This window comes from Agrobacterium sp. 22-210-1 (genome assembly GCF_053522525.1).
In genome coordinates, this window is sequence record NZ_JBNWCI010000002.1 from 1,133,351 (window position 1) to 1,159,344 (window position 25,994).

The following is a 25,994-nucleotide window of genomic DNA, read 5'->3' on the forward strand; positions in this document are numbered from 1 at the left end:
ATGATTGCCCATAGCACAAAGCATTAGCAAAGCACGAAAAAAACGTGATTAAATCATGGCCATAACGTCCAACAAATAGACAAAATGAAAGAACGATAGTTTTATATTGTTCAACAATATTGACAATTGCGCAGAACACGACAAGATCGACCGCATAAAGCATCCGCGAGGGGCGGATTGCGACAGGAGCGGAGAAAATCCATGGAGCAGAAAAAGCTCACCCCGACTGCCGATCTCAAAATGTCAAAACGCGCATCTCTTCTGGGAGCAATCTTCCTGATGGCGACATCCGCCATCGGTCCGGGATTCATCACCCAGACGGCGACATTCACCACCCAGCTTGGCGCAGCCTTTGCCTTCGGCATTCTCGCCTCCATCCTCATCGACTTCGTCGTGCAGTTGAATATCTGGCGCATCGTGACGTTAACGCGCATGCGCGCTTCCGACATTGCAAATGCTGCCATTCCGGGCGCAGGTTACCTGCTCGCCATTCTCGTCATCATCGGGGGTCTGTTCTTCAATATCGGCAATATCGGCGGCACCGGTCTCGGCCTGAACGCCATTTTCGGGCTGGACCCGAAAATCGGCGGTGCGATCAGCGCGATATTCTCCATCGCCATCTTCGTTTCCAAGCGCGCGGGTCTTGCCGTTGACCGGTTCATCATTTTCGCCGGCATCCTGATGATCGTGCTGACGCTTTATGTGGCATTCGTCTCCGCGCCGCCGGTGGGCGACGCCTTCCGCCAGACCTTCCTGCCGGATACCATCAATTTCGCGACCATCACAACCATCGTCGGCGGCACCGTTGGCGGCTACATCACCTATTCCGGCGCGCACCGCCTGCTGGACCGGGGCATGGTCGGCATTGAAAACCTGCCCGCTGTCAACCGCGCCGCGCTCACCGGCATCGCCGTCACCGGCATCATGCGTTACGTGCTGTTTCTTGCCATTCTCGGCGTCGTCGCCAGCGGCGTCGTCATCGATACGTCGGGCCAGGCCGCCAATCCCGCCGCACAGGCCTTCCGTTCGGCCGCGGGCGATCTCGGCTTCCGGCTCTTCGGCATCATCTTCTGGGCAGCGGCCATCACCAGCGTCATCGGCGCAGCCTATACGTCCGTCTCGTTCCTGCCCGTCTTCAAGCAGGATATGAGCGAGCGCGCCCGCAATATGGCGACGGTCGTTTTCATCGCCGTCTCGCTCGTCTGCTACCTGCTGATCACGACGCCGCCCGCGGCCATGCTGGTCTTCGTCGGCGGCCTCAACGGCCTCATCCTGCCCATCGGCCTCAGCATTTTCCTGTTCGCCGCATGGAAACGCGAAGACCTGATGGGCGGCCATCGCTACTCGCGCATTCTGCTCGGGCTTGGCGTTCTGACTTGCGCATTGACATGGTACATGGGCTACAAGTCCGCCGGCACCATCTTCGGCCTGCTCGGCCTGTAAAAACCAAAGGGAGGCGAACATGGCCGCTATCGATCTCAACAGCGATCTTGGCGAAAGTTACGGTGCGTGGAGCATGGGAGACGATGAGGCGATGCTCGCCATCGTTTCCAGCGCCAACATCGCCTGCGGATTTCACGCAGGCGACCCGGCCGGCATTTACCGCACCGTCAAGGCCGCCGCCGAAAAAGGTGTGGTCGTTGGCGCCCATGTCTCCTATCCGGACCGCGTCGGCTTTGGCCGCCGCGATCTGGACGCGACCTCGGAAGAGCTGATCGCCGATGTTATCTACCAGATCGGCGCGCTGAAAGGCGTCGCCGCCGCTGCCGGAACGACCGTGCGCTACGTCAAGCCGCACGGCGCGCTTTACAACCGCATCGCCAATGACGCGAAACAGGGGCAGGCGGTAATCGACGGCATCAAGGCTATCGACCCGTCGCTGGTGCTAATGGGCCTTGCCAATGCGCCTATCCTCGATCTCGCCCGCAAGGCGGACCTTTCTGTTGTCGCCGAAGCTTTCGCAGATCGTGCATATACACCCCAGGGTCAGCTCGTTTCGCGCCGGGAAGCCGGTGCCGTTTTGCATGACGCGGCAAAGATTGCCGACCGTATGGTGCGGCTTGCCCGCGAAGGCACGCTGGAGGCGATCGATGGCAGCATCATAAAAATCGAGGCACAATCGATCTGCGTGCATGGCGACAGCCACGGCGCGGTCGCCATCGCCCAGGAAATCCGTCGTCGGTTTGAAGCCGAAGGCATCGACATCCGCTCTTTTGCATCCAATCACTGAAAGGATAGCCGATGACGATACCGACATCCTATCTCAACCACACGGACGCAGACGCCGCGCGCAAGGCCCGCGCCACCTATCGCGATGGCCTTGTCGCCCCAACTTCCGGCATTGCACCCGGCTTCACGCAGGCGAACATGATCGTGCTGCCGCGCGACTGGGCCTTCGATTTCCTGCTTTATGCGCAGCGCAATCCCAAACCCTGCCCCGTGCTTGATGTCTCCGATCCAGGCTCGCCCACCACGCTTCTGGCACCCGGCGCTGACCTGAGGACCGACCTGCCGCTCTACCGCATCTGGCGGGATGGCAAGCTTGCCGAGGAAACAGCCGACGCCACCGCCGCCTGGGCGGAGCGCGACGATCTCGTCGCATTTCTGATCGGTTGCAGCTTCACGTTCGAAACGCCGATGGTGGAAGCTGGCATCGAAATTCGCCACATGACCGACAAGAGCAATGTGCCAATGTATCTTACCAACCGGACCTGCCGCCCGGCCGGACGGCTGAAGGGCAATATGGTCGTTTCCATGCGGCCAATCCCGGCATCGCGCGTGGCCGATGCGGCCACCATTTCCGGACGTTTTCCGGCGGTGCATGGCGCACCCGTGCATGTCGGCGCGCCGGAAGAGATCGGCATCACTGATTTGGCCAAGCCTGATTTCGGCGATGCGGTTCGGATCGAGCCGGGCGAAGTTCCGGTATTCTGGGCCTGCGGCGTGACCCCACAGGCCGCCGTGATGGCATCTGGTGTTCCCTTCGCCATCACCCATGCGCCGGGCCACATGTTCATCACCGATATTCCCGACACCGCCTATCACGCGTGAGGATATGATGCGTTTTCTCCCCGTCAGCCTCACCACCATTCTTGTTGAACTCGCCGATCTCGATGAAACACTGGCACTCTTCGCCTCGCTTCAGAACGATCCGGTCGAAGGCATTGAAGAGACGGTGCCGGCTGCCCGCACCCTGATGATCCGTTTCCGCCCTGAGAAGATCGATGCCGAAGCGCTGGCCGCGCGGCTGGCAAGCCGTGATCTCTCGGCAAAAATCGCGCCTTCAGACAATCTCGTGGAAATCCCCGTCCATTATAACGGTGAGGATCTGGCCGATGTTGCCGAGCTGACCGGCATGAGCATCGAAGAGGTCATTCGCCGTCATACCGAGAGTGAATTTACCGTGGCCTTTTGCGGCTTTGCTCCCGGTTTCGGTTATCTGGTCGGCGGCGATCCGGCGCTGCACGTGCCGCGCCGGCAGAGCCCGCGCACCCGAATTCCAGCCGGTTCGGTGGCGCTGGCCGGCGCCTTCAGCGGCGTCTACCCGCAAAACAGCCCCGGCGGCTGGCAGATCATCGGCACCACGCCGGTGAAGATGTGGGACATTGACCGCGACCCCGGCGCGCTTTTCCAGCCGGGTTATCGGGTGCGCTTCGTCGACATGGACAAGGCCGGAAGAACGGTCGATATCCCTGTCTCGGCTCCGCGCGGTCCCAGAAAAGAACCGTCAAAAGAAGGCCCGCATTTCGAGGTGCTTGCCGCACCCATGCCTGCCATCTTTCAGGATCTCGGCCGCTTCGGCCAGACCGGACAGGGTGTTTCGGCCTCCGGCGCGCTGGATCGCGGCGCATTCAATGCCGCAAACCGAATCGTCGGCAACCCTGCCAACACGCCCTGTCTTGAACTGACGCTCGGCGGTTTTTCCTTCAGGAGCACAAATCGCACCGTCATCGGCATAACCGGCGCACCCTGCCCCGTCACCATCACCACGACGGATCGCAGCTTTGCGGCCAACACCCATGTTCCGGTCTCCCTTGAACCCGGTGATGTAGTCAGTTTCGGCCAACCACCGAAGGGCATGCGCTGTTATCTTGCGGTACGCGGCGGTTTTGATGTCAAGCCGGTGCTGGGCAGCTTCGCCACCGACACACTCGCTGTCGTCGGTCCCGAGCCAGTGGGCGCGGGCGCCGTCCTTTCGCTCAAGGATGAGAAGACTGGCCTTTCCAGCGTGTCGATCGATGAGGTTCCGGCCTTCGACCCGCCGGCAACCGGCGAGGTCGTGACGCTGGACGTCGTTCTCGGGCCCCGCACGGACTGGTTCACGCAAAAGGGCATCGAGACCCTGACCGGCCAGCTCTGGCAGGTCACCCCGCAATCAAACCGCGTCGGCATCCGCCTTGCAGGCGAAGTTCCGGTGGAACGCAAGGACAGCGCCGAATTGCCAAGCGAAGGCACGGCGACCGGGGCGATCCAGATTCCCCATAGCGGCCAGCCGGTACTGTTCCTTGCCGATCACCCGTTGACCGGCGGTTATCCCGTCATCGGCGCGGTAGCGGAATATCATCTCGATCTTGCGGGACAAATCCCCGTCAACGCCAAAATCAAGTTCCGCCCGATCGGCCCCTTTGCCGAAATCGCGGCCAAAAACACATAATTCCGAGGAGAAGAGCGATGAAAAAAGTGCTGATTGCCAATCGCGGCGAGATCGCGGTGCGCATCATCCGCGCATGTCGCGATTACGGCCTGCAATCGGTCGCCGTTTATGCCGACCCCGATCAGGACGCGCTTTTCGTCCGGCTGGCGGATGAGGCCTATGCGCTGGAGGGCGTGCGCCCGGCCGAGACCTATCTCGATATCACCAAGCTGATCGCGATTGCCAAACGCGCCGGCGCGGATGCCGTACATCCCGGTTACGGTTTCCTGTCCGAGCGCGCCGAGTTTGCGCGTGCCGTTCTCGATGCCAGCCTCATCTGGATCGGCCCCGACCCGCACGTCATAGAAGCCCTAGGTGACAAAGTAGAGGCACGGCGCATTGCCACCGGCGTGGGCGCACCGCTGGTCGCCGGCAGTGACGGCCCCGTCGCTTCCGCTGCCGAAGTCACCGCCTTTGCCGAAGAACACGGCCTGCCCGTCGCCATCAAGGCGGCTCATGGCGGCGGCGGACGCGGCCTGAAAGTGGCGTGGAAGATGGAAGAGATCGCCGATCTCTACGAATCCGCCGTGCGCGAGGCAACCGCCGCATTCGGTCGCGGCGAATGTTTTCTGGAACGTTTTCTCGACCGGCCGCGCCACATCGAGGCGCAGGTTATCGCTGACAAGCACGGCAATGTGCTTGTCCTCGGCACCCGGGACTGCTCGCTGCAGCGCCGGAACCAGAAGCTGATCGAAGAGGCTCCAGCCCCCTTCCTATCCGCCGAACAGCGACAGAAGATCCACGCCGCCGCCAAGGCGATCTGCGCTGCTGCTGGCTATTCCGGCGCCGGCACCGTCGAATTCCTGCTCGGCGTCGATGGCACGATTTCCTTCCTCGAGGTCAATACGCGCCTGCAGGTGGAACATCCCGTTACCGAGGAAACCACCGGCATCGATCTCGTCATCGAACAGTTCCGTATTGCCGAAGGCCACAAGCTTCGTGTGCTTGAAACGCCGGAGCCACGTGGCCATTCGATGGAATTCCGCATCAATGCCGAAGATCCCGGCCGAGGCTTCCTACCGACGCCCGGCTCGATTTCGGTTTTCGACGCACCCTCCGGTCCCGGCATTCGCGTGGATAGCGGTGTCGTCAGCGGCTCCAGCGTGCCCGGCGTATTCGACTCGTTGATGGCGAAGCTGATCGTCACGGGTGCCGACCGCGACCAAGTCCTGCGCCGCGCCCGCCGCGCGCTGAAGGAATTCCGCATCGAAGGCATCGCCACCGTTCTGCCGTTCCATCGCGCCGCGATCGAAACCGAAGATTTCATCGGCACCGATGGCTTCAAGGTTCACACCCGCTGGATCGAGACCGATTTCACCGCTATGCCGAATGCCATGGAACGCCCGGCACCGGCCGACGACCCTTCCGTCACCCGTACCTTTCTGGAAATTGACGGCAAGCGTGTATCGGTTGGTCTACCCAGCCTGCTGCTCTCCAGCCTCGGTGCGGTTAGCGGCGGCAGCGCGGCTGCTCCCGGCACCGCCGCCGCCAAGGAAAAAGAAGGCGAAATCACCGCCCCGGTTTCCGGCACCCTGCAATCTTTCAAGGTAAAAGACGGTGATGTGGTTTCCGAAGGCGATCTGCTGGCCGTCATGGAAGCCATGAAGATGGAGACGCAAATTGTCGCCACCAAGGCCGGCAAAGTCCGCCTGATCGTCAAGGAAGGCGACTATCTGCAGGCGGGCGCAGCCCTCCTCGACATAGCCGGCTAATATACGTCGGACCTGCCGGCCTCACAATTGCAGATCGCGCATCTCCGGCGGCGGAACCCTTTCGCCGCCGGGCCGTTTATGGCGCGACCTGCTAACCATCGTGAGGGAAATATGGCCGGACGCACCTTGCTTCAGTTCTTCCATTGGTATTATCCGGACGGAGGGAAATTATGGAGCGAGGTGGCCGAAAAGGCCGAAAGCCTTGCGAAAATGGGCATCACCGATGTCTGGCTGCCGCCCGCTTATAAGGGTGCTGCCGGTGGCTATTCGGTCGGTTACGATACCTACGACCTCTTCGACCTCGGCGAATTCGATCAGAAGGGCACAGTCGCCACCAAATATGGCGATCGCGCCGCCCTCGAACACGCCGGCCGGACGCTGAAGGAAAACGGCATCCGCGTCATTCATGACGTGGTTCTAAACCACAAGATGGGTGCGGATGAGAAGGAGAACGTGCGGGTTCGCCGCGTCAATCCCGAAGACCGCACCGAGATAGATGACGAAGATTTTCAGGCGCTTGCCTATACACGCTTCACCTTTCCGGGCCGCAATGGCAAACATTCCAAATTCATCTGGGACCTGAAGTGCTTCAGCGGTGTCGACCACATCGAGGAGCCGACTGAAGACGGCATTTTCCGCCTCGTCAATGAGTATGGCGATGGGGAATGGAATGAGGAGGTCGATCAGGAAAACGGCAATTTCGACTATCTGATGGGTGCCGATGTCGAGTTCAGGAACCGGGCGGTTTACGAGGAACTCAAATATTGGGGCCGGTGGCTCTCCGAGCAGGTTCAGGTAGATGGCTTCCGTCTGGACGCCGCCAAACATATTCCGGCGTGGTTCTTCCGCGACTGGGTTGGCCATATGCGCGAAACGGTCGATCCCGATCTTTTTGTCGTGGCGGAATATTGGCATCCCGATATAGACGCGCTGAAAAGCTATCTCGAACTGGTCGACAAGCAGTTGATGCTTTTCGACGTCGCCCTTCACCATCGCTTTCACGACGCCGCAAAACAGGGTGGCGATTTCGACATGCGCAGCATCTTCGACGGCTCGCTGGTAGCGGCCGTTCCCGACCATGCCGTCACGCTCGTCGACAATCATGACACGCAGCCGCTGCAATCGCTGGAAGCACCGGTTGAACCCTGGTTCAAACCGTTGGCCTATGCCACCATTCTGCTACGCGAAGAGGGCGTTCCCTGCGTCTTTTATCCTGATCTGTTCGGCACGAGCTACACTGATACCGGTAATGACGGCAACGAGCACAAAATCGACATTCCTGCGATAGAATGCCTGCCGAAGCTCATTGAAGCGCGCAGCCGTTTTGCCAATGGTGCGCAGACGGATATTTTCGATGATCCAAGCTGCATCGCCTTTATCCGCCACGGCACTGCCGATGCCCCGGGCTGCGTGGTGGTGATGTCGAATGGCGAACCGGCGGAAAAGCAGATTGATCTCGGACCAGACCATGCAGGCGCGGTCTGGCGGGACTTTCTGGCGCACCGAGACGAAAAAATCACCCTCGACGATAGCGGCAGGGGCGTCTTCCCCACCAATGGTGGCAGCGTCAGTGTGTGGGTTTCAGCCGAAGCCGAGTGAGGGCAACCGCCAGGAAATATTCCTTTATTCGCCGGATACGAGACGGCGCGGACCTGCGCCGTCATCGGCCAGAACATCGTTCGGATTGCGTAGCGGACAATCGTCCAAAGAAAGGCAACCGCAACCGATGCACCCGGTGAGCTGGTCGCGCAGCATCACCAGGCTGTTGATGCGAAGCTGAAGCATCTCCCGCCAGGATTGTGAGAACCGTCGCCAGTCCGCCGCCGTCGCCACCCGATCCTGTGGCAAATCCGCCATTGCATCCCTGATAATGCTGAGCTGAATACCGGCCCGCTGGGCGATGCGGATGATAGCGATACGCCGCAAGACGGCGCGATGATAACGGCGCTGATTACCGGCAGTACGCCAGCCCTCGATCAAGCCCTTTGCTTCGTAAAAATGGATGGTGGAAACAGCGACCCCGCTACGATGGGCAACCTCCCCCACCGTCAGGCTGTGCTTAAACACGGTACTTTCCATTCTGGCTCCTGTTTCCGGAACGATTTCCGCTCGGAAACGCGGAAACTCGTTGAAGAGCAGCCGGTATAATTCCTCAACTATAGTTGAGGTCAATAGGCGAATGGTCAAAAAAAGAGGGGCGCCCGGTGGGCGCCCCCTCAGATCTTGCAAACACGGCGGATCAGAATTTCGCCGTCATGCTGATCCAGAAACGGCGACCTTCCATGACAGTGTTGAAATCGTCGGTGCCGACATCCTTGTCGAAGACGTTATAGACGGCAGCGTTAAGATCGACATTTTCGGCAACTGCATATTTCGCACCGATATCGAGGGTAGTGTAGGCCTCATATTTGCGCCCGGCCTTACCATTGATCGTCACAGGCGTCCCATTGGTGCCGATGCGCGGTCCGGCATTGATTTCCGATCCGTGATAATTGACCGAAGCCCAGGCTTCGAGACCATCTATCGGTGTCACCCAGTCGCCCCGCAGATTGGCCATATGCTCCGGTGTCCGCGCCAGCGGGAAACCTTCATAATCGCCGGTTTTCTGCTCGGAATGTGTGTAGGTGTAGTTACCACGCAGCGTCAGTTCCGGCGTGGCGTACCAGGTTGCCGTCAGCTCCACACCCTGAATCACCGCATCGTCGATATTGTAGTTATACCAGAGGCGATAATTGCGGTCCTCGCTCCAGCGGGCAGGCGTTCCATCGGGGTTGAGCACCAGCGCGTTGGAAATCTTGTCCTTGAAATCGGTGTAGAAATAGGTAGCGCCAAGCGCGACATCGCCATTGTCCCAGAGTGCGGCCACTTCGTAGCTCGTGCTCTTTTCCGCTTCCAGGCTCGGATCGCCGATAATCACGCCGCAAGTGCCGCTCGGACCATAGGTGCAACCACCGCCGCCGGTCGTATAGGCATAACCCGGCGCGACCTGGCGGATTTCAGGCGCGCGGAAACCGGTTGAAATGCCGCCCTTGATGGTCAGCTCTTCCGTCGCACTCCAGACGCCGTAAAGACGCGGACTGAAATGATTGCCGTATTTTTCATGGTTATCGAGACGCAGACCGCCGGTCAGCGCGAAATTATCGACAATGCGCCATTCATCCTCGACAAAAAGCGCCCATTGGGTTGCCGAGAAGGTTTCGTCGAGATTGGTGCGACGTCCCGGGTTCTGGTCCGTGAGACGCGCTTCGAAATATTGGCCGCCCGTCACCAGCGTGTGGTTTCCGTACAATTCGAAGGGCGTGGTGAACTTGCCGTCGAGAACAGTGTTGCGCACTTCAGGCGAGCGCGGATTTTCGGTCACACGTCCCGTGCGGATATTTCGGGTGAAATTGGTGCGCTCGGCCCATTCCTGCTGGAAGGAGAATTCAGATGTGGTCGGTCCCCACCGGCCGGTATGAGACAGGGACCAATGATCGCGCGTATTGGTGTTGTAGGTGCCGTTGGCGTCAGTCGCCGCCAGCGTGTCGCCGGGCTCGGCGCTGCGGCGAAGCCGCGTCTTGCCGCCCTCGAGATAGATGTCGTGGTCCTCATTCGGCGTAAACGTCAGACGGCCGTTGAAATCGTATTCCTTGGCGCCCGTGGTGCCGTTCAGGACGCTATCTTCGCCGCGTGTGAAGCCCCTGCCCCAGACCTGCAGGCCCAACTGGTCCTTCAGGATCGGCCCATTGGCATACCAGGAGACCTGACCACTATTGCCGAATTTGGAATGCTGCTGAACCGTGCCCTCGGTGGTGACGGAGCCTGACCAGACATCACCAACCTTGCGTGTGATGATGTTGATGACGCCGCCCATCGCATCCGAACCATAAAGCGAGGACATCGGGCCACGCACGACCTCGATGCGCTCAATCGCCGAAACCGGCGGAACGAAGCTCTGTTCGAAACCGGAGTTGCCGTTAGTGCGGGCATCGCGGGTGCTCTGCCGCTTGCCGTCAACGAGGACCAGCGTGTAAGCGCCGGGCAATCCGCGAATGAAAATATCCTTTTCATTGGCGATACCGGTGACAGATACACCCTGCACTTCACGCAGAGCATCTGTCAGATCGCGATAGGACCCCTTTTCCAGATCCTCGCGCGTGACAACCGTGATGCTGGCAGGCGCGTCCTTCACATTCTGCTCGAAGCCGGATGCGGTGACGACGATCTGCTGGAGAACCGTGGTTCCTTCCTGCGCCTGCTGCGAAAAAGCGGGCAGAGCAAAGCCCAGCGCCGTTCCTGCCGAAAGACCGGCCTTTATTATTGTCGCAGCGTTGTTCCGGCCGCGGTACTTCAATTCCATGTTACGCCCCCGCATTTAACTTGAGAATTTAACCCCACTTATTTAGGAGGGAGTGCGGGCGCAATGCGTTTGTTTTCGAACCATTCTAAATTCCAGAAATTGCAAAAAGGGCTCCTCCACTCAGCGGCGGAGTAAAAAAATCGCACAATGACAACCGGCAAGAGAAAAGAGCAATCAGCTTCCCCGACAAAGCCAGACAGGCTTGGACAGCTGAAATTACTTGTCGCTTTCGATGCGTTGTTGCGGGAAGGCAGTGTCAGCCGAGCTGCGGCCGGTATGGGACTGCCTATTTCCTCGATGAGCCGCATATTGCAGCAGCTGCGGGAGAAATACGGAGACCAGCTGTTTTTGCGCACCGGCCAGGGCCTGCGCCCGACACCCTTTGCCGAGAACATGCGGCTGCGGATCCGCTCGCTGGCGGCAGAAGCGGATAACCTGATCGATTATTCACGGGACAAACCGGAACTGCCCGCCGCTGCCAATAAAAGCGGCTGGGAACGGCCAGTGCTGATGAAGGCACCACCGCTTTCGCTTCGCCCGAGCGTTGTTCTGGAAGGCCAGCCGACACCGGAAAACATCGCCGACCGTCTCGCCCGTATCGGCCACAATGCCGATCCGCAGCAGCGGCTTGCCAAATACATCGCAACCTCGGCAATGGGCATCGGCAATAGCCGCCCACTCAGCCAGGAGGAGGCGATGGATGCGCTGGCGATCATTCTCGACGGCGATGCCGACCCGATTCAAATCGGGGCGCTGCTTGCAACCATGCACTATCGCGGTGGGACCGCAGCGGAGCTTGCCGGTTTCATTGAAGCCATGTGGCGGCATATAGAAAGAGACCAGCAGCGGCCTGCCGCCGTTGATCTCGACTGGCCGGCCTATATGTCGCCCAAACATCGCGACGCACCGTGGTTCCTGCATTCCGCCCGCCTCGTTTCCATGGCGGGATACAGCGTTTTGTTGCATGGCCATGTGGGTCAGGGAGAAAATGGCGGCAAGCTCGAACTTGCAGCTGAAGCCTGTGGAATTCCCCTATGCCATTCTCTTTCGCAGGCGGCTGAGGCCACAGCCTCAGAACGAATCGCCTATTTGCCGATTGGCGGCCTGTCTCTGCAGTTCCAGAGCCTTCTTGGCCTGCACGGCATTCTGGAAATGCGCCTGCCGCTCAACACGGTCGTGCATCTTCTCAACCCGCTTCGCGCCAGAAGTGCCATCATCGGTGTCGCCCGCCCCTCCTATCAGGAGCTTCACCGCGACACTGCGCGGCTGCTTTCGGTGGAAAACCTCGCCATTCTCGGCAATACGCGGGATTTTGCGCAATTCACACCGTTTCGTAGCACCCGGATTTTTGGCCTCTCCAAAGGGAAAGATGTTGAATTCGTCATTCCAGCCCGCGAAACACCACCAGCCGAGATGCCAACCATGTTCACCACCTTCGAATATTGGCGGGCAGTCTGGACGGGGGCGGCCAGGGATGAAAGGGCCGAAACCACCATCATCTCCACGGCTGCAATCGCGCTGATGCTGGTCAACGACATGGCCATGCCATTTGAAGAGGCCTATGCCCGCAGCCTGCGGCTGTGGCACGACAGGGCGCGTAATTTCGCCAATGTATGAAAGCTTGGGGCCTGAAAGCTCAGGCGTTGGCGACTGATTTTTTCAGTGCCAGATACTCCCACACGGCAACGAGCAGCAGGATGCCCGTGCTTGCCAGTTGCAGGATGAAAAGCGGTATGCCCGGCACCGGCAAAAGCAGGAGGAGCGCCACCACACCGGCAAAATGCGAAACGGGCCGCTGGTAAGTGGCGGCAATCTTGACGCCGATATTGCCCGCAAGGAAAAGGATGGGGCCGCCGAGAATAGCGATAGCCTCCCTTAACGTCACACCCTCCCGGGCATGGGACAGACTGAAATCCTCTCCCACCGCCGTCAGGATAATGCCCGCCACGATAGGCAGGTGGCCATAGTTGAAGAGATTATGGGCGATCTTCGCTTTCTCTTCTGCATTCTCAGCCTTTCTGGACGCTTCCTCCTGCCCGTGATGGAAATAGATCCACCACATCGCCACGGTGCTGACGAAGGCAGAACAGAAAACGATGAATGTCAGGGTGGAATTCATATATTCAGTGGCCGTGCGGCCGGTGGTGAGAATGGTTTCGCCGAGGCAGATGATCACGAACAGCGCGCAGCGCTCCGCCAGGTGTTCGCCGGAAAGATGCAGCCTGTCCTCGTCGCTGGATGCCACACCCGGCACCACATAACGGCAGGCCGGTCCCGCATATTCGATCGCCAGCGCCACACCCCACAGGAGAATACGGTCCGTCAGATCGACCAGCCCGCCGGCCAGCCAGAACAGGCTTGATATGACGAGCCAGATCGTCACGCGCACGAAAACCAGAAAAGACTGCCGATCTTCCCCCTTGAAGGCATAAAGCGCAAAAAGGCTCCGCCCCACCTGCATGGTGCTGTAGATGACGGCAAAAACAAATCCCTGTTCCGCAAAAGCTTCCGGCAAAGCGATGGCCAGCAGAACCCCACCGAACATCAACACAAAGAGCAGAATCCGGACCGGCTCCTTTTCCGTATTGAGCAGATTGGTGATCCAGGTCGTGTGTATCCACAGCCACCATAACGACAATATCAAGATGCCCGCTTCAAGCGCAGCCGTTGGCCCGAAATCCTTTGCCAATGCATGCGAGAGCTGGATGAGCGCGAAGACAAAAACCAGATCGAAAAACAACTCGGGGAAAGTCGCCTTTTCAGCGTCCTGTCCTTCTCGCCTGATCCAGCTTTCCGCAGCCGGCGTGCACTCGGAAATCTCTGTTTCAGTTCCCATTCTGCTTTTGCGCCCATTCGTGAAATATCAAGTTGCTGTTCCCAATCACCGTTGTGAGAGATCAGCCTCCACGCCAAGGGTATCGAGGCTCGAAGTTCGTCCTGGAAATTCGAGCGCGCGCGCACTGTCTGGATAAAAACGCGGCCCCACCAATCGTACCTTCCTGCCCAGGACGTCCGTAATATAATCGGGTGCGGCAGATGCTTCAGAGAATGTGACGCTGCGGGCTTTATCCCGCTCCAGCGTGCTGACCTCAATGGGCTGGGCAAGTACCGGCAGCACCGTCATGCAGGTGAAGGCGGCGGAAAGAAAAATGGACTTGGGCAACATCGGTCTATCCCTGACGTGATTATTTGCGCCATAAACAGCCTGCACCCGTTTTTGTTCCGACGCTGTTCAGGCCTCTCCGTCGAGATAGGTGCGATATTGCACATAATCCGCACTTGTTTGCCCATCGACGATTTCAGGCGGCCGGCCCGTGCCTCCCGTCAGATAGCCCGTACTTTCAAGCTCCGCTTTCAAAAGCTTTTCAATCGCAACGTGCCGGGGCAAGGCGCTGTCCGCCATATAGAGAGCGACGGCCAGCTCCATATCGTCTGGAAAAATCATCGGCGCGGCATCCCTTTTCAACAATCAGGCGGAAACGCGCAATGACGACGAAGGTTCAATACCGTTGGTTTGTGCCCGCATTCCAGAGCATCAAGCGTCTACAAAATGATCGCTTCTGGCCGCGGCCAAAACATCGTCACCAACAGTTCCGGACGGCTGTTCGAGGGCGTGCCACTCCCTTTTTGGCGGGAACTGATGCACGAAATAACGTCTACATGACCCAATCGTCGCAATTAAGCGTTCAAAACATCCCGGACTCAAGCGATTGAAACCAATCAGGGAAAAGCTAAAACGAAAGCTAATAGCGATTTAACTTTCATTACATTGCATTAACCATAGGAGTTCTCATTGGCTGAATTCTGGTGTGTTCAACAGCAGCCTTACCGCGAATCTCTCTGCAATTCTGGAAACAGTGAAAATGTACCTGCGGACCAGCTTTTTCGCAAGCTATCGCCATTTGCCGACGCTTCACGTTTACGCTCGCATGCTCGTCTCCAGCTTGTCCGTGCGACCGCGCAGCTGCGCTAGCAGCATGGCTTGAAGATCAAAACCACCCTCCTGTGACTTCCGGGTCAGATTGCGTAGATACCCACCCAGCGAACTGATCTGCTCCGCCTTCTGCAATAGGCAGGCAAGGATAGCCGCCGTTCCCTGTCGACCGAAGGCGGTAAGCGCCTCCTGATAAGCCGACTGGCTGATGTTGAACATGGTTCTGATGACGGAGGTTGCCACCTCTAGATCGCGCCAGCCTGTCACCGCTCCGCCTGGGGCATAGAGCGAGATATCCGGGCAAGCCTTCAAAACCAAAACAATATCAGGAACAAAAAATTGCTTATGAACAACAGGCCTGAGCGGTGGTGGCGAAGGTTTTGTACTGGCAGGTGCCGCACATGCTGGCTGAGCCGCAGTGTTTACGACCGGTGGAACGGTTGCGGGTTCACGCAAATCTAGCGGTTTAGATATGGATTCGGATTCTGAATTCTTTTTGAGACGCTCATTTTGGCAGTCATTGCCGCTCAAATCTTCGGATTTTTCAATATTTTCCAGATAGTTGGTCACTTCTGCGCGTAGCGAGGCCAGAAAACCGGCGATTTCCTTAAGCTCAGCGGGTTTTGAATTGCGGCCAAGCGATCCGGCGACGGCATTGTAGCGGGCCTGAAACCCTTCGAATGTTTCAGTCTGGCCGCTGGCGGCGATCATTTCACAGAGTTTCTGGATATCACGACGGCAAAGGCTGATGCTTTCGCGAAGCCGTTGAAGATCGAGCCGCTCGCGGATGATGCGTTCAGCCAGGTCTTCAATTTCTGCTTTGCGGGCAAGAAGCGGCGCCAGCGAGAAACCATAGGCTTCGCTGATCTCCCCTCCCCTGTGCTTGCGGGCGTAGCGTTTTCCGTTTGGGCTATCTTTACGGATAATGAGACCGGCTTCGACGAGAGCCGAGAGATGCCGGCGCAACGTCTGTTCGGCCATGCCATGTGCTCTCAGCGACAATTGCGTATTGGACGGGAAGACGACCAGGCCGGCTTCGCTGGAGAGTTCGTTCTTTGGATAAAAACTCAAAAGCGCGTTCAAGACCGCAAGCGAGCGATCGGTCACACCGAGCAATGGTCTTGCTTCACAGACCGAACGATAGAGTTTCCATTTATCGACCGCTTCAGTTTTCTTGTTTTTCTGTGCGGCAAACTGAGTTGCGAGAACGCCAAACGACATCGCTCGCCGCCCAAAGGGCGTCGTTACATGTGTGCTGTCCATGTCTTTCACCTTTCACAAGGCAAAAGAAAATCGCTCACCGAAAAATTCGATGCCAAGACTCTTGACTATGATTCGCGGAAATGAGATTCTTTGGGTGCTTAGATCAAAGAAAGGCTTCCGTGCGGCAACGTTCGGGGGCTTTTTTCTTTTGTGATGCGTCTCCTGTTAGTCGTTCGAGTTAAAAATTACTGCTTGGATCGGTATTCGGCAAACAGCGCCTGGAGATGTTCTAGAACGAATTCGGCAAATTCCGGGGCTTCGTTCTTGTCGATCGATATATCCAGCTTGCGGTCGCTCTCGACCACCTTCGCCAATCGACCACCGGTTTCAGACGACCAGACACCGGCTTTTTTCGCCTGGGCCTTGGGCTTCAGGAAATCCAGAAGTGATTTGAACCTGTCTTCGGAGACAAGCGCTGCAACGGAAGGCTCCCGGACATAGGCGCGGGCAGCCTCCTTGACCTGCGACGAGGAAAGCTGATCGGCGAGATCCATCCAGTTACGGCGACCGACGCTAGGCGCGGGACCGATGAGATCAACCAGATCCTCCGGAATGCGGCCGACGACCGACAGCATGTTGGAAAGATCGCCTTTGTGCAGCGACATTGCCGCCATGATCGTATCACGGGGAAACCGCATCTGCAGTTTCTGGGCGAAGCGCGCCTTTTCGATATAGGTGAGATCGCGGCGCTCGTTGTTTTCCTGCCCCTGCGCCACGACCAGTTGTTCATCACTAAGATCGCGAACGACGGCCTTGACCGGAATACCAAGGCTTGAGACGGCGCGCAGACGGCGATGACCGAAGGCAACCTGATAACGGCCCGGAAACTCGGGATGCGGGCGCACCAGAATGGGAACCTGCTGTCCCTGCTCGCGAATGGCTTCCACCAGACCGGCATCTGCCTCTTCGGAAGCCGGCATACGATCTGGTATGAACGAAGGATCAATATCGGCAGGGTTGAGGGAAACGATCGTCAGACCCTCGGCGAGCCGCTTTTCGATCTCTTCAGCACGCTTTGCACGTTCCGAAACCTCGTTCAGCGACTGGCCAATCATACCAACTGGCGAGTTCACAACATCCGTCACCAGATCGGGAGAACCAAGGATGGGCCTGACGCGTGGCCGCGCCCGCTCAGTGGCAGCGTCGTTGTTGTCGGTGGCCGGTGTACCGAGATTTGCGAAAATCTGCTTTCTGCTCATGCTGCCCTACCCCACGCTTTTTTGATCAGTCCTTCGACTTCAGCGTTTACATTGTTCATGGCTTCCAGCGCCCGATCATAGGTCGAGCGGGTGAACTGGGTTCTTTCCACTTCAAAAAGCGTCTGGTTGGTCAATCCGGCATCGGAGACGGCCGTGCTCTTCAGCATCGGATGATTGAGGACGTTTTCACCGAAGATCGAACGCAGGAAAGCAACCATCTGGTTTTGCGGGCCGTCACTCGGTTCAAACCGGGTAATGAGGTAACGCATCCAGTTATAATCGGATCGCGCGCCGGCCCGGCCGATTTCAGCGAGAAGATCACCGGTCATGGCAAGGAACTGGTTCATGGACATGACGTCCAGCATCTGCGGGTGGACGGTGACGAGAACCGAGGTGGCCGCCGTCAATGCAGAAAGCGTCAGGTAACCGAGTTGCGGCGGGCAATCGATCACGACGACATCATAGAAATTCTGCGCCTGGGCGATTGCCTGGCCGATGCGGGCAAAGAACAACGTGTCACCCGGAGCGCGACGCATCAGCGCGCGGGGCGTGTCGTGCTCGAACTCCATGAGCTCCAGATTGCCCGGAACGATGTGAAGGCCGGGAATATAGGTGCCGCGAACGATCTCGGCGATCGGACGGCGTTCCTCGTCGTAGCGGATCGCACCATAGAGCGTTTCATTCGGGCCGACATCAATTTCTGGCTGATGACCGAAGAGAGCAGACAAACTGGCCTGCGGATCAAGATCGATTGCGAGAACCCTATAACCGCGCAGCGCCAGATATTGCGCCAGATGCGCTGACGTCGTGGTTTTTCCGGAGCCGCCCTTGAAATTCATGACGGCGATGACCTGTAGTTCTTCGCCGTCACGGCGGTGGGGCAGATAGCGGCGTGTGCCACGTGCGCCCTGATCGAGAAGCTTTCTGATCTCGTGCATGTCTTCAACGGAATAGGAGCGGCGGCCTGGTGCCTGTGCCGCGTCAAGTTCCGGACGCTCAGCCGCGATCTGGCGAAGATAAGCCTCGCCAATCCCGATCAGCCGCGCGGTTTCCGCGGGCGAGAAATTTCGCATGCTCTTTTCGGTGTGGGGTGAAAATGTATTTGCATTATGCGCCTGCAATTGGGCTGACAGTGCAGCCGAATGCTGTTGTATAAGGCCCGTCAGGTCGGGTGCCCCTGCAGCAAGTCTTGAGTCGGCACTCTGTGTCATTTGTCTTCTTTCGCTCGATATCGCAGTGGCGGTTTTTTTCGAAAAAGGCGGTTTTTTCCGCAACTGAGATATAAGCGCCGATTCTCTTTTCGGCGCAATAGGCTTTTTTCCCGGTTGCGAAACTGCCGCTAAAGCATTGTGGAAGAATCACATTTGGTTTTTGTGACAGTTTGACTGTTAGCCGCGGCTAACTTTGCCAATGTTGGTCAGTCGGCTGTTGTTTAGACAGCGTTTCATCACCCATGAAGTTAGCCGCGGCTAACTCGGGGGAGCGAATATTGAGATCCCTGCTGTTCGGCTCAGCGCAGTGAAAAGTGAAGGGTGGACATTCGCAGGCGTTTAATCTCTACTCATTGACTAGAGTATCGTTGAGCCGCGCGCTCCCCGTGTGGCTATTCATACTGTCGCAGGTTGGAGGAATGAATGTCCTATGATGTCGCTCTCGTCGGGTCCGGCTTCGCTGCCATCTGTACCGCCGCCCATCTTCTCTCTTGTCTGCCAGCGAAGGCCTCAATCGCCATTGTTGGCGATGAGTCTGATTTTGGGCGTGGAACGGCCTACCGTACGGAACTACCCTATCACCGGCTAAATGTGCCGGCTGGACGTATGAGCGTCTTTCCTGATCGCCCGGAAGATTTCGTCGACTGGCTGAAGGAAAACGGGATAGGGGACGACCCTCTACTGTTTGCGTCGCGCGGAGATTATGGTCTTTATCTAAGAGACAGATTGGCCACTCTGTTGAGAAGCCGTGAACAGAGGGCGAGGGTGGATTTCATTCGGGCCAAGGCTTCCACCTGCCGCCCCAACGATGCGGGGGGATTTACCTTCGTTCTCGAAAACGGTGAGATGATGCGTGCGCAAAACGTTGTTCTGTGTGTAGGTGTCGGTGCGGCGAGTTTGCCGGTGCAAACTGTTGCGAACGACGAGGGCAGGCCGCCGCGGATCATCGGTCACTGCTGGCAGCCCGGGTGGCTATCGAAGGTGAAGATGGGCGACCGCATCTGTATTCTCGGTTCCGGGTTGACGATGATTGACCAAGTGCTGACCCTGCGGGGAAAAGGGCATACGGGGCCGATTCATGTCCTGTCTCGTCGCGGACTTGTGCCGCATCCGCACATCAGTCCACCTTTGCACCCGGTCGATCCAATCTTGCCGGAGAAAACCACGGAGATTAGCCGCCTGTTGCAGTCCTTGCGCAAACAGGTGAGGGAGGGCGCACCCTGGCGTACGGTCATGGATGGGCTGCGTCCGAGGACGCAGTCGCTTTGGCAAGCTCTCACGGCTGCTCAACGAAGCAGGTTCCTTCGGCATGCTTTGCCGTGGTGGAATATTCACCGGCACCGCATCGCGCCGGAGGTTCATGCGGCTTTTGAGAAACTGCTTACCGATGATATTCTGGAAATCCATGCGGGTTACCTCAGCTCTGTTGTAGAGCAGGACGAGGGCATTACCCTGTGCTACCGCCGCCGGCATACGCAGATATTGAAAGAGCTGCAGGTGGATTGGGTTGTCAATTGCACGGGTATGGAGCGAGCGGGTATTGGCCATTCGCGCCTTTTGGAAAACATGCGAAACGACGGTGTGCTTCTGCTGGATCCTCTGGGTCTCGGCGTTGAAGTGGACGGCCAGTCTCGCCTGTTGCGGGCGGATGGACAAAGCTGGTCCGGCCTCTTCGCGGCTGGTGCCCTGACGGCGGGCCGCTTATGGGAAATAACAGCCGTGCCGGATATTCGGGTGCAGGCACAAAAAATTGCGCAACACGTCGCAGACAGAGTGTCATCGAATGATAGGGTTTCAGCCCAGCGGTAAATTGCTGGCTGAATATCGCAAGCAAGACCGTATTCAAGGCATATTTGTTTGGCGCCTGTTTTCTCCGAATTTCCCATCTTTGGTGTTAGCCGCGGCAAACTTTTCCGAGTTGACGAATACCCAATGATTGAACCATTGGGGACCTCCAAAGCTGGAGGAGCGCGTGGGAGCAACTTCCCTCGCAGGACAGACGGAACACAATGATATGCTCTTGCAGCAACATGTGGTTCCTCGAAAATATCGCTCGTCCCTGTTATCATCCGGGGTTAGCGATTTCGTACCGATAAGGGCAGAGACAGGAACGTTTTCTCTATTTTGCTAAATAATTTACATCGGTTATGGAGTGTTGCCGCAAAACCGGCTATAAATTCCGAAAAATGCAATAATCATGAAAATTATTTGCGAGGTTTGATGGAAAAGCAGAAACTGGTGAGGTTCGCGACGGCTGATAATCAGGCCGGTGGCCAACGTCGGCCATTTGCGAAGGCCGTTCGGGCCGGCGATTTTGTCTATGTTTCCGGGCAGGTGCCGACCATTGACGGGGAAGTGGTGACCGGCGGCATCGTGGCCCAGACCGAGCAGGTTGTGGCCAACATCAAGGACGTTCTGGCGCTTGCCGATTGCACGCTTGCCGATGTGGTAAAGGTTAACGTCTGGCTGGATGATGCTCGAGATTTTTCGAGCTTCAATGCCGTTTTCCAGAAATATTTCATCGATCATCCGCCGGCGCGCTCGACCGTGCAGTCGCCGCTGATGGTCGATGCAAAGGTGGAAATGGATGTTATCGCTTATAAGCCGGTGGCTTAACTATCTGATTTTTATGGTTTTGAGAGCATATGATGACCTATCCATGGCCTGAAACGGGCACACCACTCGATGCGATTTCAACGCCGATGCCGGTGATCGACGAGGATCGGCTTGCGGCGAATATTCTCAAGGCGCAGTCCTATCTCGATGAGCATGGCAAGGCCTTCCGTCCACATATCAAGACGCACAAGATACCGGCCATCGCCAGGCAGCAGCTTCAGGCCGGCGCCATCGGCATCAATTGCCAGAAGGTCAGCGAAGCCGAGATTTTTGCAGATGCCGGATTCGACGATATTCTGATCACCTATAATATTCTCGGTGCGGCGAAATTGTCGCGACTAAAGGCGCTGAATGCGCGTATTGGCCGGTTGAGCGTCGTTGCTGACAGCGTCGCGACAATTGTCGGCCTTGCTGGCACATTCGATACGGAAAAGCCACTTGCCGTGCTTGTCGAATGCGATACTGGCGGAAAGCGCTGTGGTGTGCAGACGCCGGAAGCCGCCCTGTCGCTTGCGGAAAAGATCGATGCGGCACCGGGCCTCGTCTTCAAAGGTATTTTGACCTATCCGGCACCGGGCGGGGCTGAAAAGGTCGAGAGCTTTATTTGCGAGACAATGGCGCTGCTTGCGGCAAGAGGCATCGAATGCCCTGTCCGTTCCAGCGGCGGTTCACCGGATTTTTACGCCGCACACCTCGTGCCTTCGGCAACCGAACACCGGGCGGGCACATATGTATATAATGACCGCGCCATGCTGCGCGCTGGTCATTGTACGGCCGGCGATCTGGCAATGCATGTTCTTGCCACTGTGGTATCGCGGCCGACAACCGATAGGGCCGTGCTCGATTGCGGCTCCAAGGCTTTGACCTCCGATCTTCTTGGTTTCAGCGATTACGGGCTGATCGAAGGTTATGAAGGTGCGAAAATCGTCTCGCTCTCGGAAGAGCATGCAGTTGTCGATCTATCCGGCTGCACGTCCGGCAGGCCGGAAATCGGTGACGTGGTCAAGGTTGTGCCGAACCATACCTGCGTTGTCAGCAACCTTTTCGACAGGATGGTGTTTCATCGAAACGGCCTCGTGACCCGGGTGGAAGACGTGGCCGCACGTGGTACCGTCTGGTAATATTACCCGGCTAATCAAATTAAGAGACAGAAAACTGCCTAAAGCAGTCCCGGTAACGAGAAATACAAAAATGCGCATATTCACGGCGTCGCTCGCCACCGAAACCAACACGTTTTCGCCCGTTCCGACGGATATGGATGCTTTCCGCGCGGCTTTTTATGCCGGGCCGGGCGAACATCCGGAAACGCCGACGCTTTGCTCCTCGCCGGTGCCAATCCTGCGCCGTCGCGGCAAGGCGGAAGGGTTCACGGTGATCGAGGGCACATCCTGCTGGGCGGAGCCGGCAGGTCTCATCCAGCGCCAGACCTATGAAACGTTGCGCGATACTATCCTTGCGGAACTCCGGCAAGCGCTGCCGGTTGATGCGGTCGTTCTCGGTCTGCACGGCGCAATGGTGGCACAGGGTTATGATGATCCGGAAGGCGATTTTCTGTCGCGCGTGCGCGCAATGGTCGGGCCGGAGGTATTGATCGCGGCGGAATTCGATCCTCATAGCCATCTGACGGCGCGGAGAGTTGAAAATCTCGATTTCATGGCGACGTTCCTGGAGTTTCCCCACACCGATTTCGAGGAACGCGGCGAGCATGTCGTTGAACTGGCGCTGCGCGCCCTGCGCGGTGAAATCAAACCGGTGATTTCCACATTCGATTGCCGCATGATTACCATTTATCCGACCAGTCGTGAGCCGATGCGCTCTTATGTGGACCGTTTGAAGGCGATGGAAGGCAAGGACGGCATCCTGTCGATTTCGGTCATCCACGGTTTCATGGCGGGCGATGTGCCTGATATGGGCACGCGGATTGTTGTCGTCACCGATGGCGACAGGGAGAAGGGCGATGCGCTGGCCGAAAAACTCGGCCATGAACTTTATGCCATGCGCAAACTGACCGCCATGCCCATGCTGGATACGGAATCGGGCCTCGACAAGGTTCTTGCCATTTGCAGCGGCAATCCGGACAAGCCGGTGGTGGTATCGGACATATGGGACAATCCGGGTGGTGGCGTTGCGGGTGATGCCACCCATATCCTGCGGCGCATGGTGGAGCGCCGCATGGATAATATCGGTGTCGCAACGATCTGGGATCCGATTGCAGTATCTTTCTGTCATGCGGCGGGCGAGGGGGCAGAGATCGATCTGCGCATCGGCGGCAAATCCAGCCCCGAGGGCGGCGAGCCGCTCGACTTCCGTATAAAAGTGATACGCACCGTTGAGGCCGGCTGGCAGAGTTTCCGCAACAGCCGCGTCACGCTCGGTCGCGCCGCCGTCGTGCGGCCGGTTGGGACAGAGATCGATATCATCCTCATTACCAGCCGCACCCAAACTTATGAGCCGGATATCTTTTCCAACCTCGGGATCGATTTCGCAAAAAAAGACGTGCTGTTGGTCAAATCAACCAATCATTTCCATGCGGGTTTTGCGCCTGTCTCCTCTGAGATCGTCTATATTGCAGCACCGACCTCTTATCCAACCGATCCGGCTACAACCGCCTATCGCAAAGCGAGCCTCAAGCTCTGGCCACGCGTGGCCGATCCGCTGGGTCTAGACTAGGGCTTCTCCAATAAAAACGGAATCGCTCTAAGCGTGCAGCCGCTTTAGATGGGCTGAAGTGTGATGAGGAAAAACGCACCCGTATTTTGATCGGGCTCGACAGTGAAAGGCCGACGATCCTCGATCAACAGGCTGTCCAGCCGCGCGAGATTGGTTTTTCCATCGCCGCTGGAGACCACGAGCGGGTCGAGCGCGAGAACGAGTGTCGTGACGCCCTCTGCTGTTGCAGAAAACGTGCCGGATTGCCTTCGCACGGCATGACGGAAAGCTGAGCGGCGGGTCATGACGTTGAGATCGACGATCGGGCCACCGGGCAATGTCGCATTGACAGAAACATCGGCCGGAAAGGGCAGGGGGGCGCTCTCCATCGTCAGCAGCAGTGGATAGTTGGCTGCAATCGCAAGCGCCATGCCATTGCCCTGAAGGATGGACAGCGTGCGGTCTATGCCGGGAAAAATCGAAAACGGCCCGTCGCTCGCAACCGTCGCCATGCTGATTCGCCAATCAAAATCATTCACGGAGGCCGCTGGCGGGAAGATGGCGATTTCCACCGTTTCGCCACCGCCATTTTTCCAGGGCATGCGTTTGTAATCGCTTGCGCGCAACAGGGTCATGATTCTCTAACTCCGCACGGTGCTGGCCGAAAACGCCTATCCGCGTTTCCGGCCATGCGAAAATCAATTGCCGAGAATGCCGGGCAGGCGCAGACCCTGCTCCTTGGCGCAGTCCACAGCGATTTCATAACCGGCATCGGCATGACGCATGACGCCAGTTGCCGGGTCGTTCCAGAGCACGCGCTCCAGCCGGCGAGCGGCATCGTCGGTGCCATCGGCGCAGATGACCATGCCGGAATGCTGCGAGAAGCCCATGCCGACACCGCCACCGTGGTGCAGCGACACCCAGGTTGCGCCGGAAGCGGTGTTCAGCAGCGCATTCAGGAGCGGCCAGTCGGAAACGGCATCCGAACCGTCCTTCATGGCTTCGGTTTCGCGGTTGGGTGAGGCGACGGAGCCGCTGTCGAGATGGTCACGGCCGATGACAACAGGCGCTTTCAGCTCGCCATTCTTCACCATTTCGTTGAACGCAAGCCCCAGACGATGGCGGTCGCCAAGCCCGACCCAGCAGATTCGCGCCGGCAGGCCCTGAAACGCGATGCGTTCGCGTGCCATGTCCAGCCAGTTATGCAGGTGCTTGTTATCAGGCAGCAGTTCCTTCACCTTGGCGTCGGTCTTGTAAATATCTTCCGGATCGCCCGAAAGCGCCGCCCAGCGGAACGGGCCGATGCCGCGGCAGAATAGCGGGCGGATATAGGCCGGAACGAAGCCGGGGAAGGCGAAGGCGTCTTCCAGCCCTTCATCCTTGGCGACCTGGCGGATGTTATTGCCGTAATCCAGCGTCGGAACACCGGCGTTCCAGAAATCGACCATCGCCTGCACATGTACCTTCATCGAGGCGCGGGCGGCAGCGGCGACTGCCTTCGGATCGCTTTCCTGTTTGGCGCGCCATTCGGCCACGGTCCATCCGGCCGGCAGATAACCGTGGATCGGATCATGCGCCGAAGTCTGGTCGGTGACCATATCGGGGCGGACGCCACGGCGAAACAGTTCGGGGAAGATTTCCGCCGCATTGCCGATCAGGCCAACGGATTTCGCTTCGCCTGCCTTGGTCCATTGGTCGATGAGTGCCAGCGCCTCATCCAGCGTGTGTGCCTTTGCGTCGACATATCGCGTGCGCAGCCGGAAATCGACGCGGGTTTCATCGCATTCGACCGCAAGGCAGCAGGCGCCTGCCATGACGGCGGCCAGCGGTTGGGCGCCACCCATGCCGCCAAGACCGCCGGTCAGGATCCATTTGCCCTTGAGGTTGCCGCCATAGTGCTGGCGACCGGCCTCGACGAAGGTTTCATAAGTACCCTGCACGATGCCCTGCGTGCCGATATAAATCCAGGAACCGGCCGTCATCTGGCCGTACATGGCCAGCCCCTTCTTATCCAGCTCGTTGAAATGGTCCCAGGTGGCCCAATGCGGCACCAGATTGGAATTGGCGATCAAAACACGCGGCGCATCCTTGTGGGTACGGAACACGCCGACCGGCTTGCCGGACTGCACGATGAGGGTTTCATCCTCGTTCAGATCCTTCAGCGTCGCAACGATGCGGTCGAAATCTTCCCAGGTGCGGGCGGCGCGGCCGATGCCGCCATAAACCACCAGCTCATGCGGCCGTTCGGCGACATCAGGGTCGAGATTGTTCATCAGCATGCGCAGCGGCGCTTCCGTCATCCAGCTTTTGGCGTTCAGCTCATTGCCCTGCGGCGCGTGGACTTCGCGAATATTGTGGCGCGGATTATCCATGTGATT

22 protein-coding genes are annotated in these 25,994 nt (G+C 58.1%); 12 read left to right on the forward strand and 10 right to left on the reverse strand.

Annotated elements, in window-relative coordinates; all coding sequences use genetic code 11:
* Positions 1–201 precede the first annotated feature (201 nt).
* From ACQZ5F_RS18225 to amyA, 6 genes are all read left to right on the forward strand, one after another.
* Positions 202–1,443, forward strand: a complete 1,242-nt coding sequence (locus ACQZ5F_RS18225; RefSeq protein WP_046799066.1) for an NRAMP family divalent metal transporter — start codon at positions 202–204, stop codon at positions 1,441–1,443.
* 19 nt (positions 1,444–1,462) lie between these two features.
* Positions 1,463–2,230 (forward strand): LamB/YcsF family protein, encoded by a 768-nt coding sequence (locus ACQZ5F_RS18230; protein ID WP_225338894.1) that lies wholly within the window; start codon positions 1,463–1,465, stop codon positions 2,228–2,230.
* A gap of 11 nt (positions 2,231–2,241) precedes the next feature.
* Complete coding sequence (locus tag ACQZ5F_RS18235; RefSeq protein ID WP_225338895.1) at positions 2,242–3,051, forward strand: putative hydro-lyase; 810 nt, start codon at positions 2,242–2,244, stop codon at positions 3,049–3,051.
* Positions 3,052–3,058: 7 nt separating this feature from the next.
* Positions 3,059–4,654, forward strand: a complete 1,596-nt coding sequence (locus tag ACQZ5F_RS18240; RefSeq protein ID WP_225338896.1) for a 5-oxoprolinase subunit B/C family protein — start codon at positions 3,059–3,061, stop codon at positions 4,652–4,654.
* Positions 4,655–4,671: 17 nt separating this feature from the next.
* Positions 4,672–6,405 (forward strand): acetyl/propionyl/methylcrotonyl-CoA carboxylase subunit alpha, encoded by a 1,734-nt coding sequence (locus ACQZ5F_RS18245; protein ID WP_225338897.1) that lies wholly within the window; start codon positions 4,672–4,674, stop codon positions 6,403–6,405.
* Between the two features lie 111 nt (positions 6,406–6,516).
* On the forward strand, positions 6,517–8,004 hold the full coding sequence (gene amyA / locus ACQZ5F_RS18250; protein WP_225338898.1) for an alpha-amylase: 1,488 nt from the start codon (positions 6,517–6,519) through the stop codon (positions 8,002–8,004).
* A gap of 24 nt (positions 8,005–8,028) precedes the next feature.
* On the opposite strand, the gene soxR is transcribed toward amyA, so the two are convergent.
* Positions 8,029–8,484: a redox-sensitive transcriptional activator SoxR gene (gene soxR, locus ACQZ5F_RS18255; RefSeq protein WP_046799071.1), complete on the reverse strand. Its 456-nt coding sequence runs from the start codon at positions 8,482–8,484 to the stop codon at positions 8,029–8,031.
* 160 nt (positions 8,485–8,644) lie between these two features.
* A complete protein-coding gene (locus tag ACQZ5F_RS18260; RefSeq protein WP_052819315.1) occupies positions 8,645–10,744 on the reverse strand; it encodes a TonB-dependent receptor plug domain-containing protein in 2,100 nt (699 codons plus the stop codon).
* Between the two features lie 147 nt (positions 10,745–10,891).
* Between ACQZ5F_RS18260 and ACQZ5F_RS18265 the strand changes: the two genes are divergently transcribed.
* Positions 10,892–12,361 (forward strand): glycosyl transferase family protein, encoded by a 1,470-nt coding sequence (locus ACQZ5F_RS18265; RefSeq protein WP_225338899.1) that lies wholly within the window; start codon positions 10,892–10,894, stop codon positions 12,359–12,361.
* Positions 12,362–12,380: 19 nt separating this feature from the next.
* On the opposite strand, the gene ACQZ5F_RS18270 is transcribed toward ACQZ5F_RS18265, so the two are convergent.
* The 3 genes from ACQZ5F_RS18270 to ACQZ5F_RS18280 form a co-directional block, all read right to left on the reverse strand.
* On the reverse strand, positions 12,381–13,580 hold the full coding sequence (locus ACQZ5F_RS18270) for a low temperature requirement protein A (RefSeq protein WP_225338900.1): 1,200 nt from the start codon (positions 13,578–13,580) through the stop codon (positions 12,381–12,383).
* A 45-nt stretch (positions 13,581–13,625) separates the two neighbouring features.
* Entirely contained in the window at positions 13,626–13,910 is a 285-nt protein-coding gene (locus tag ACQZ5F_RS18275) for a hypothetical protein (RefSeq protein ID WP_052821297.1), read from the reverse strand.
* A 66-nt stretch (positions 13,911–13,976) separates the two neighbouring features.
* Complete coding sequence (locus tag ACQZ5F_RS18280; RefSeq protein ID WP_448730579.1) at positions 13,977–14,189, reverse strand: hypothetical protein; 213 nt, start codon at positions 14,187–14,189, stop codon at positions 13,977–13,979.
* A 41-nt stretch (positions 14,190–14,230) separates the two neighbouring features.
* On the opposite strand from ACQZ5F_RS18280, the gene ACQZ5F_RS18285 reads away from it, so the two are divergent.
* Positions 14,231–14,458, forward strand: coding sequence for a hypothetical protein (locus ACQZ5F_RS18285; protein WP_225338902.1), 228 nt, complete (start codon positions 14,231–14,233; stop codon positions 14,456–14,458).
* A 205-nt stretch (positions 14,459–14,663) separates the two neighbouring features.
* Here the strand turns inward: ACQZ5F_RS18285 and repC are convergent, their stop codons facing one another.
* The 3 genes from repC to repA form a co-directional block, all read right to left on the reverse strand.
* Complete coding sequence (repC, locus tag ACQZ5F_RS18290; protein WP_225338903.1) at positions 14,664–15,941, reverse strand: plasmid replication protein RepC; 1,278 nt, start codon at positions 15,939–15,941, stop codon at positions 14,664–14,666.
* Between the two features lie 185 nt (positions 15,942–16,126).
* Positions 16,127–17,140, reverse strand: a complete 1,014-nt coding sequence (repB, locus tag ACQZ5F_RS18295) for a plasmid partitioning protein RepB (protein WP_137087166.1) — start codon at positions 17,138–17,140, stop codon at positions 16,127–16,129.
* Complete coding sequence (gene repA / locus ACQZ5F_RS18300) at positions 17,137–18,351, reverse strand: plasmid partitioning protein RepA (RefSeq protein WP_225338904.1); 1,215 nt, start codon at positions 18,349–18,351, stop codon at positions 17,137–17,139. Before repA ends, repB begins: the two co-directional genes overlap by 4 nt.
* Before the next feature lie 423 nt (positions 18,352–18,774).
* Here repA and ACQZ5F_RS18305 point away from each other — a divergent pair, with 423 nt between their 5' ends.
* The 4 genes from ACQZ5F_RS18305 (at position 18,775) to ACQZ5F_RS18320 (ending at position 23,637) form a co-directional block, all read left to right on the forward strand.
* The gene (locus tag ACQZ5F_RS18305) at positions 18,775–20,160 is read left to right on the forward strand and encodes an FAD/NAD(P)-binding protein (protein ID WP_225338905.1); all 1,386 of its coding nucleotides are present in this window, start codon (positions 18,775–18,777) and stop codon (positions 20,158–20,160) included.
* A gap of 411 nt (positions 20,161–20,571) precedes the next feature.
* The gene (locus ACQZ5F_RS18310; RefSeq protein WP_046799081.1) at positions 20,572–20,967 is read left to right on the forward strand and encodes a RidA family protein; all 396 of its coding nucleotides are present in this window, start codon (positions 20,572–20,574) and stop codon (positions 20,965–20,967) included.
* Between the two features lie 32 nt (positions 20,968–20,999).
* Complete coding sequence (locus ACQZ5F_RS18315) at positions 21,000–22,088, forward strand: D-TA family PLP-dependent enzyme (RefSeq protein ID WP_225338906.1); 1,089 nt, start codon at positions 21,000–21,002, stop codon at positions 22,086–22,088.
* A gap of 70 nt (positions 22,089–22,158) precedes the next feature.
* Positions 22,159–23,637: a M81 family metallopeptidase gene (locus ACQZ5F_RS18320; protein WP_225338907.1), complete on the forward strand. Its 1,479-nt coding sequence runs from the start codon at positions 22,159–22,161 to the stop codon at positions 23,635–23,637.
* Positions 23,638–23,681: 44 nt separating this feature from the next.
* On the opposite strand, the gene ACQZ5F_RS18325 is transcribed toward ACQZ5F_RS18320, so the two are convergent.
* Positions 23,682–24,251: a HutD/Ves family protein gene (locus ACQZ5F_RS18325; protein WP_225338908.1), complete on the reverse strand. Its 570-nt coding sequence runs from the start codon at positions 24,249–24,251 to the stop codon at positions 23,682–23,684.
* 63 nt (positions 24,252–24,314) lie between these two features.
* The gene (hutU, locus tag ACQZ5F_RS18330) at positions 24,315–25,988 is read right to left on the reverse strand and encodes a urocanate hydratase (RefSeq protein WP_046799085.1); all 1,674 of its coding nucleotides are present in this window, start codon (positions 25,986–25,988) and stop codon (positions 24,315–24,317) included.
* Between the last annotated feature and the right edge of the window lie 6 nt (positions 25,989–25,994).

Coding starts and splice junctions, on each gene's coding strand:
- ACQZ5F_RS18265 (WP_225338899.1), top strand. CDS start 10,892: ATGACAACCGGCAAGAGAAAAGAGCAATCAGCTTCCCCGACAAAGCCA.
- ACQZ5F_RS18275 (WP_052821297.1), bottom strand. CDS start 13,910: ATGTTGCCCAAGTCCATTTTTCTTTCCGCCGCCTTCACCTGCATGACG.
- ACQZ5F_RS18270 (WP_225338900.1), bottom strand. CDS start 13,580: ATGGGAACTGAAACAGAGATTTCCGAGTGCACGCCGGCTGCGGAAAGC.
- ACQZ5F_RS18260 (WP_052819315.1), bottom strand. CDS start 10,744: ATGGAATTGAAGTACCGCGGCCGGAACAACGCTGCGACAATAATAAAG.
- hutU (WP_046799085.1), bottom strand. CDS start 25,988: ATGGATAATCCGCGCCACAATATTCGCGAAGTCCACGCGCCGCAGGGC.
- ACQZ5F_RS18240 (WP_225338896.1), top strand. CDS start 3,059: ATGCGTTTTCTCCCCGTCAGCCTCACCACCATTCTTGTTGAACTCGCC.
- ACQZ5F_RS18285 (WP_225338902.1), top strand. CDS start 14,231: ATGACGACGAAGGTTCAATACCGTTGGTTTGTGCCCGCATTCCAGAGC.
- repC (WP_225338903.1), bottom strand. CDS start 15,941: ATGGACAGCACACATGTAACGACGCCCTTTGGGCGGCGAGCGATGTCG.
- ACQZ5F_RS18325 (WP_225338908.1), bottom strand. CDS start 24,251: ATGACCCTGTTGCGCGCAAGCGATTACAAACGCATGCCCTGGAAAAAT.
- ACQZ5F_RS18235 (WP_225338895.1), top strand. CDS start 2,242: ATGACGATACCGACATCCTATCTCAACCACACGGACGCAGACGCCGCG.
- ACQZ5F_RS18245 (WP_225338897.1), top strand. CDS start 4,672: ATGAAAAAAGTGCTGATTGCCAATCGCGGCGAGATCGCGGTGCGCATC.
- ACQZ5F_RS18310 (WP_046799081.1), top strand. CDS start 20,572: ATGGAAAAGCAGAAACTGGTGAGGTTCGCGACGGCTGATAATCAGGCC.
- ACQZ5F_RS18230 (WP_225338894.1), top strand. CDS start 1,463: ATGGCCGCTATCGATCTCAACAGCGATCTTGGCGAAAGTTACGGTGCG.
- ACQZ5F_RS18315 (WP_225338906.1), top strand. CDS start 21,000: ATGACCTATCCATGGCCTGAAACGGGCACACCACTCGATGCGATTTCA.
- amyA (WP_225338898.1), top strand. CDS start 6,517: ATGGCCGGACGCACCTTGCTTCAGTTCTTCCATTGGTATTATCCGGAC.
- repA (WP_225338904.1), bottom strand. CDS start 18,351: ATGACACAGAGTGCCGACTCAAGACTTGCTGCAGGGGCACCCGACCTG.
- ACQZ5F_RS18305 (WP_225338905.1), top strand. CDS start 18,775: ATGTCCTATGATGTCGCTCTCGTCGGGTCCGGCTTCGCTGCCATCTGT.
- repB (WP_137087166.1), bottom strand. CDS start 17,140: ATGAGCAGAAAGCAGATTTTCGCAAATCTCGGTACACCGGCCACCGAC.
- ACQZ5F_RS18225 (WP_046799066.1), top strand. CDS start 202: ATGGAGCAGAAAAAGCTCACCCCGACTGCCGATCTCAAAATGTCAAAA.
- ACQZ5F_RS18320 (WP_225338907.1), top strand. CDS start 22,159: ATGCGCATATTCACGGCGTCGCTCGCCACCGAAACCAACACGTTTTCG.
- ACQZ5F_RS18280 (WP_448730579.1), bottom strand. CDS start 14,189: ATGATTTTTCCAGACGATATGGAGCTGGCCGTCGCTCTCTATATGGCG.
- soxR (WP_046799071.1), bottom strand. CDS start 8,484: ATGGAAAGTACCGTGTTTAAGCACAGCCTGACGGTGGGGGAGGTTGCC.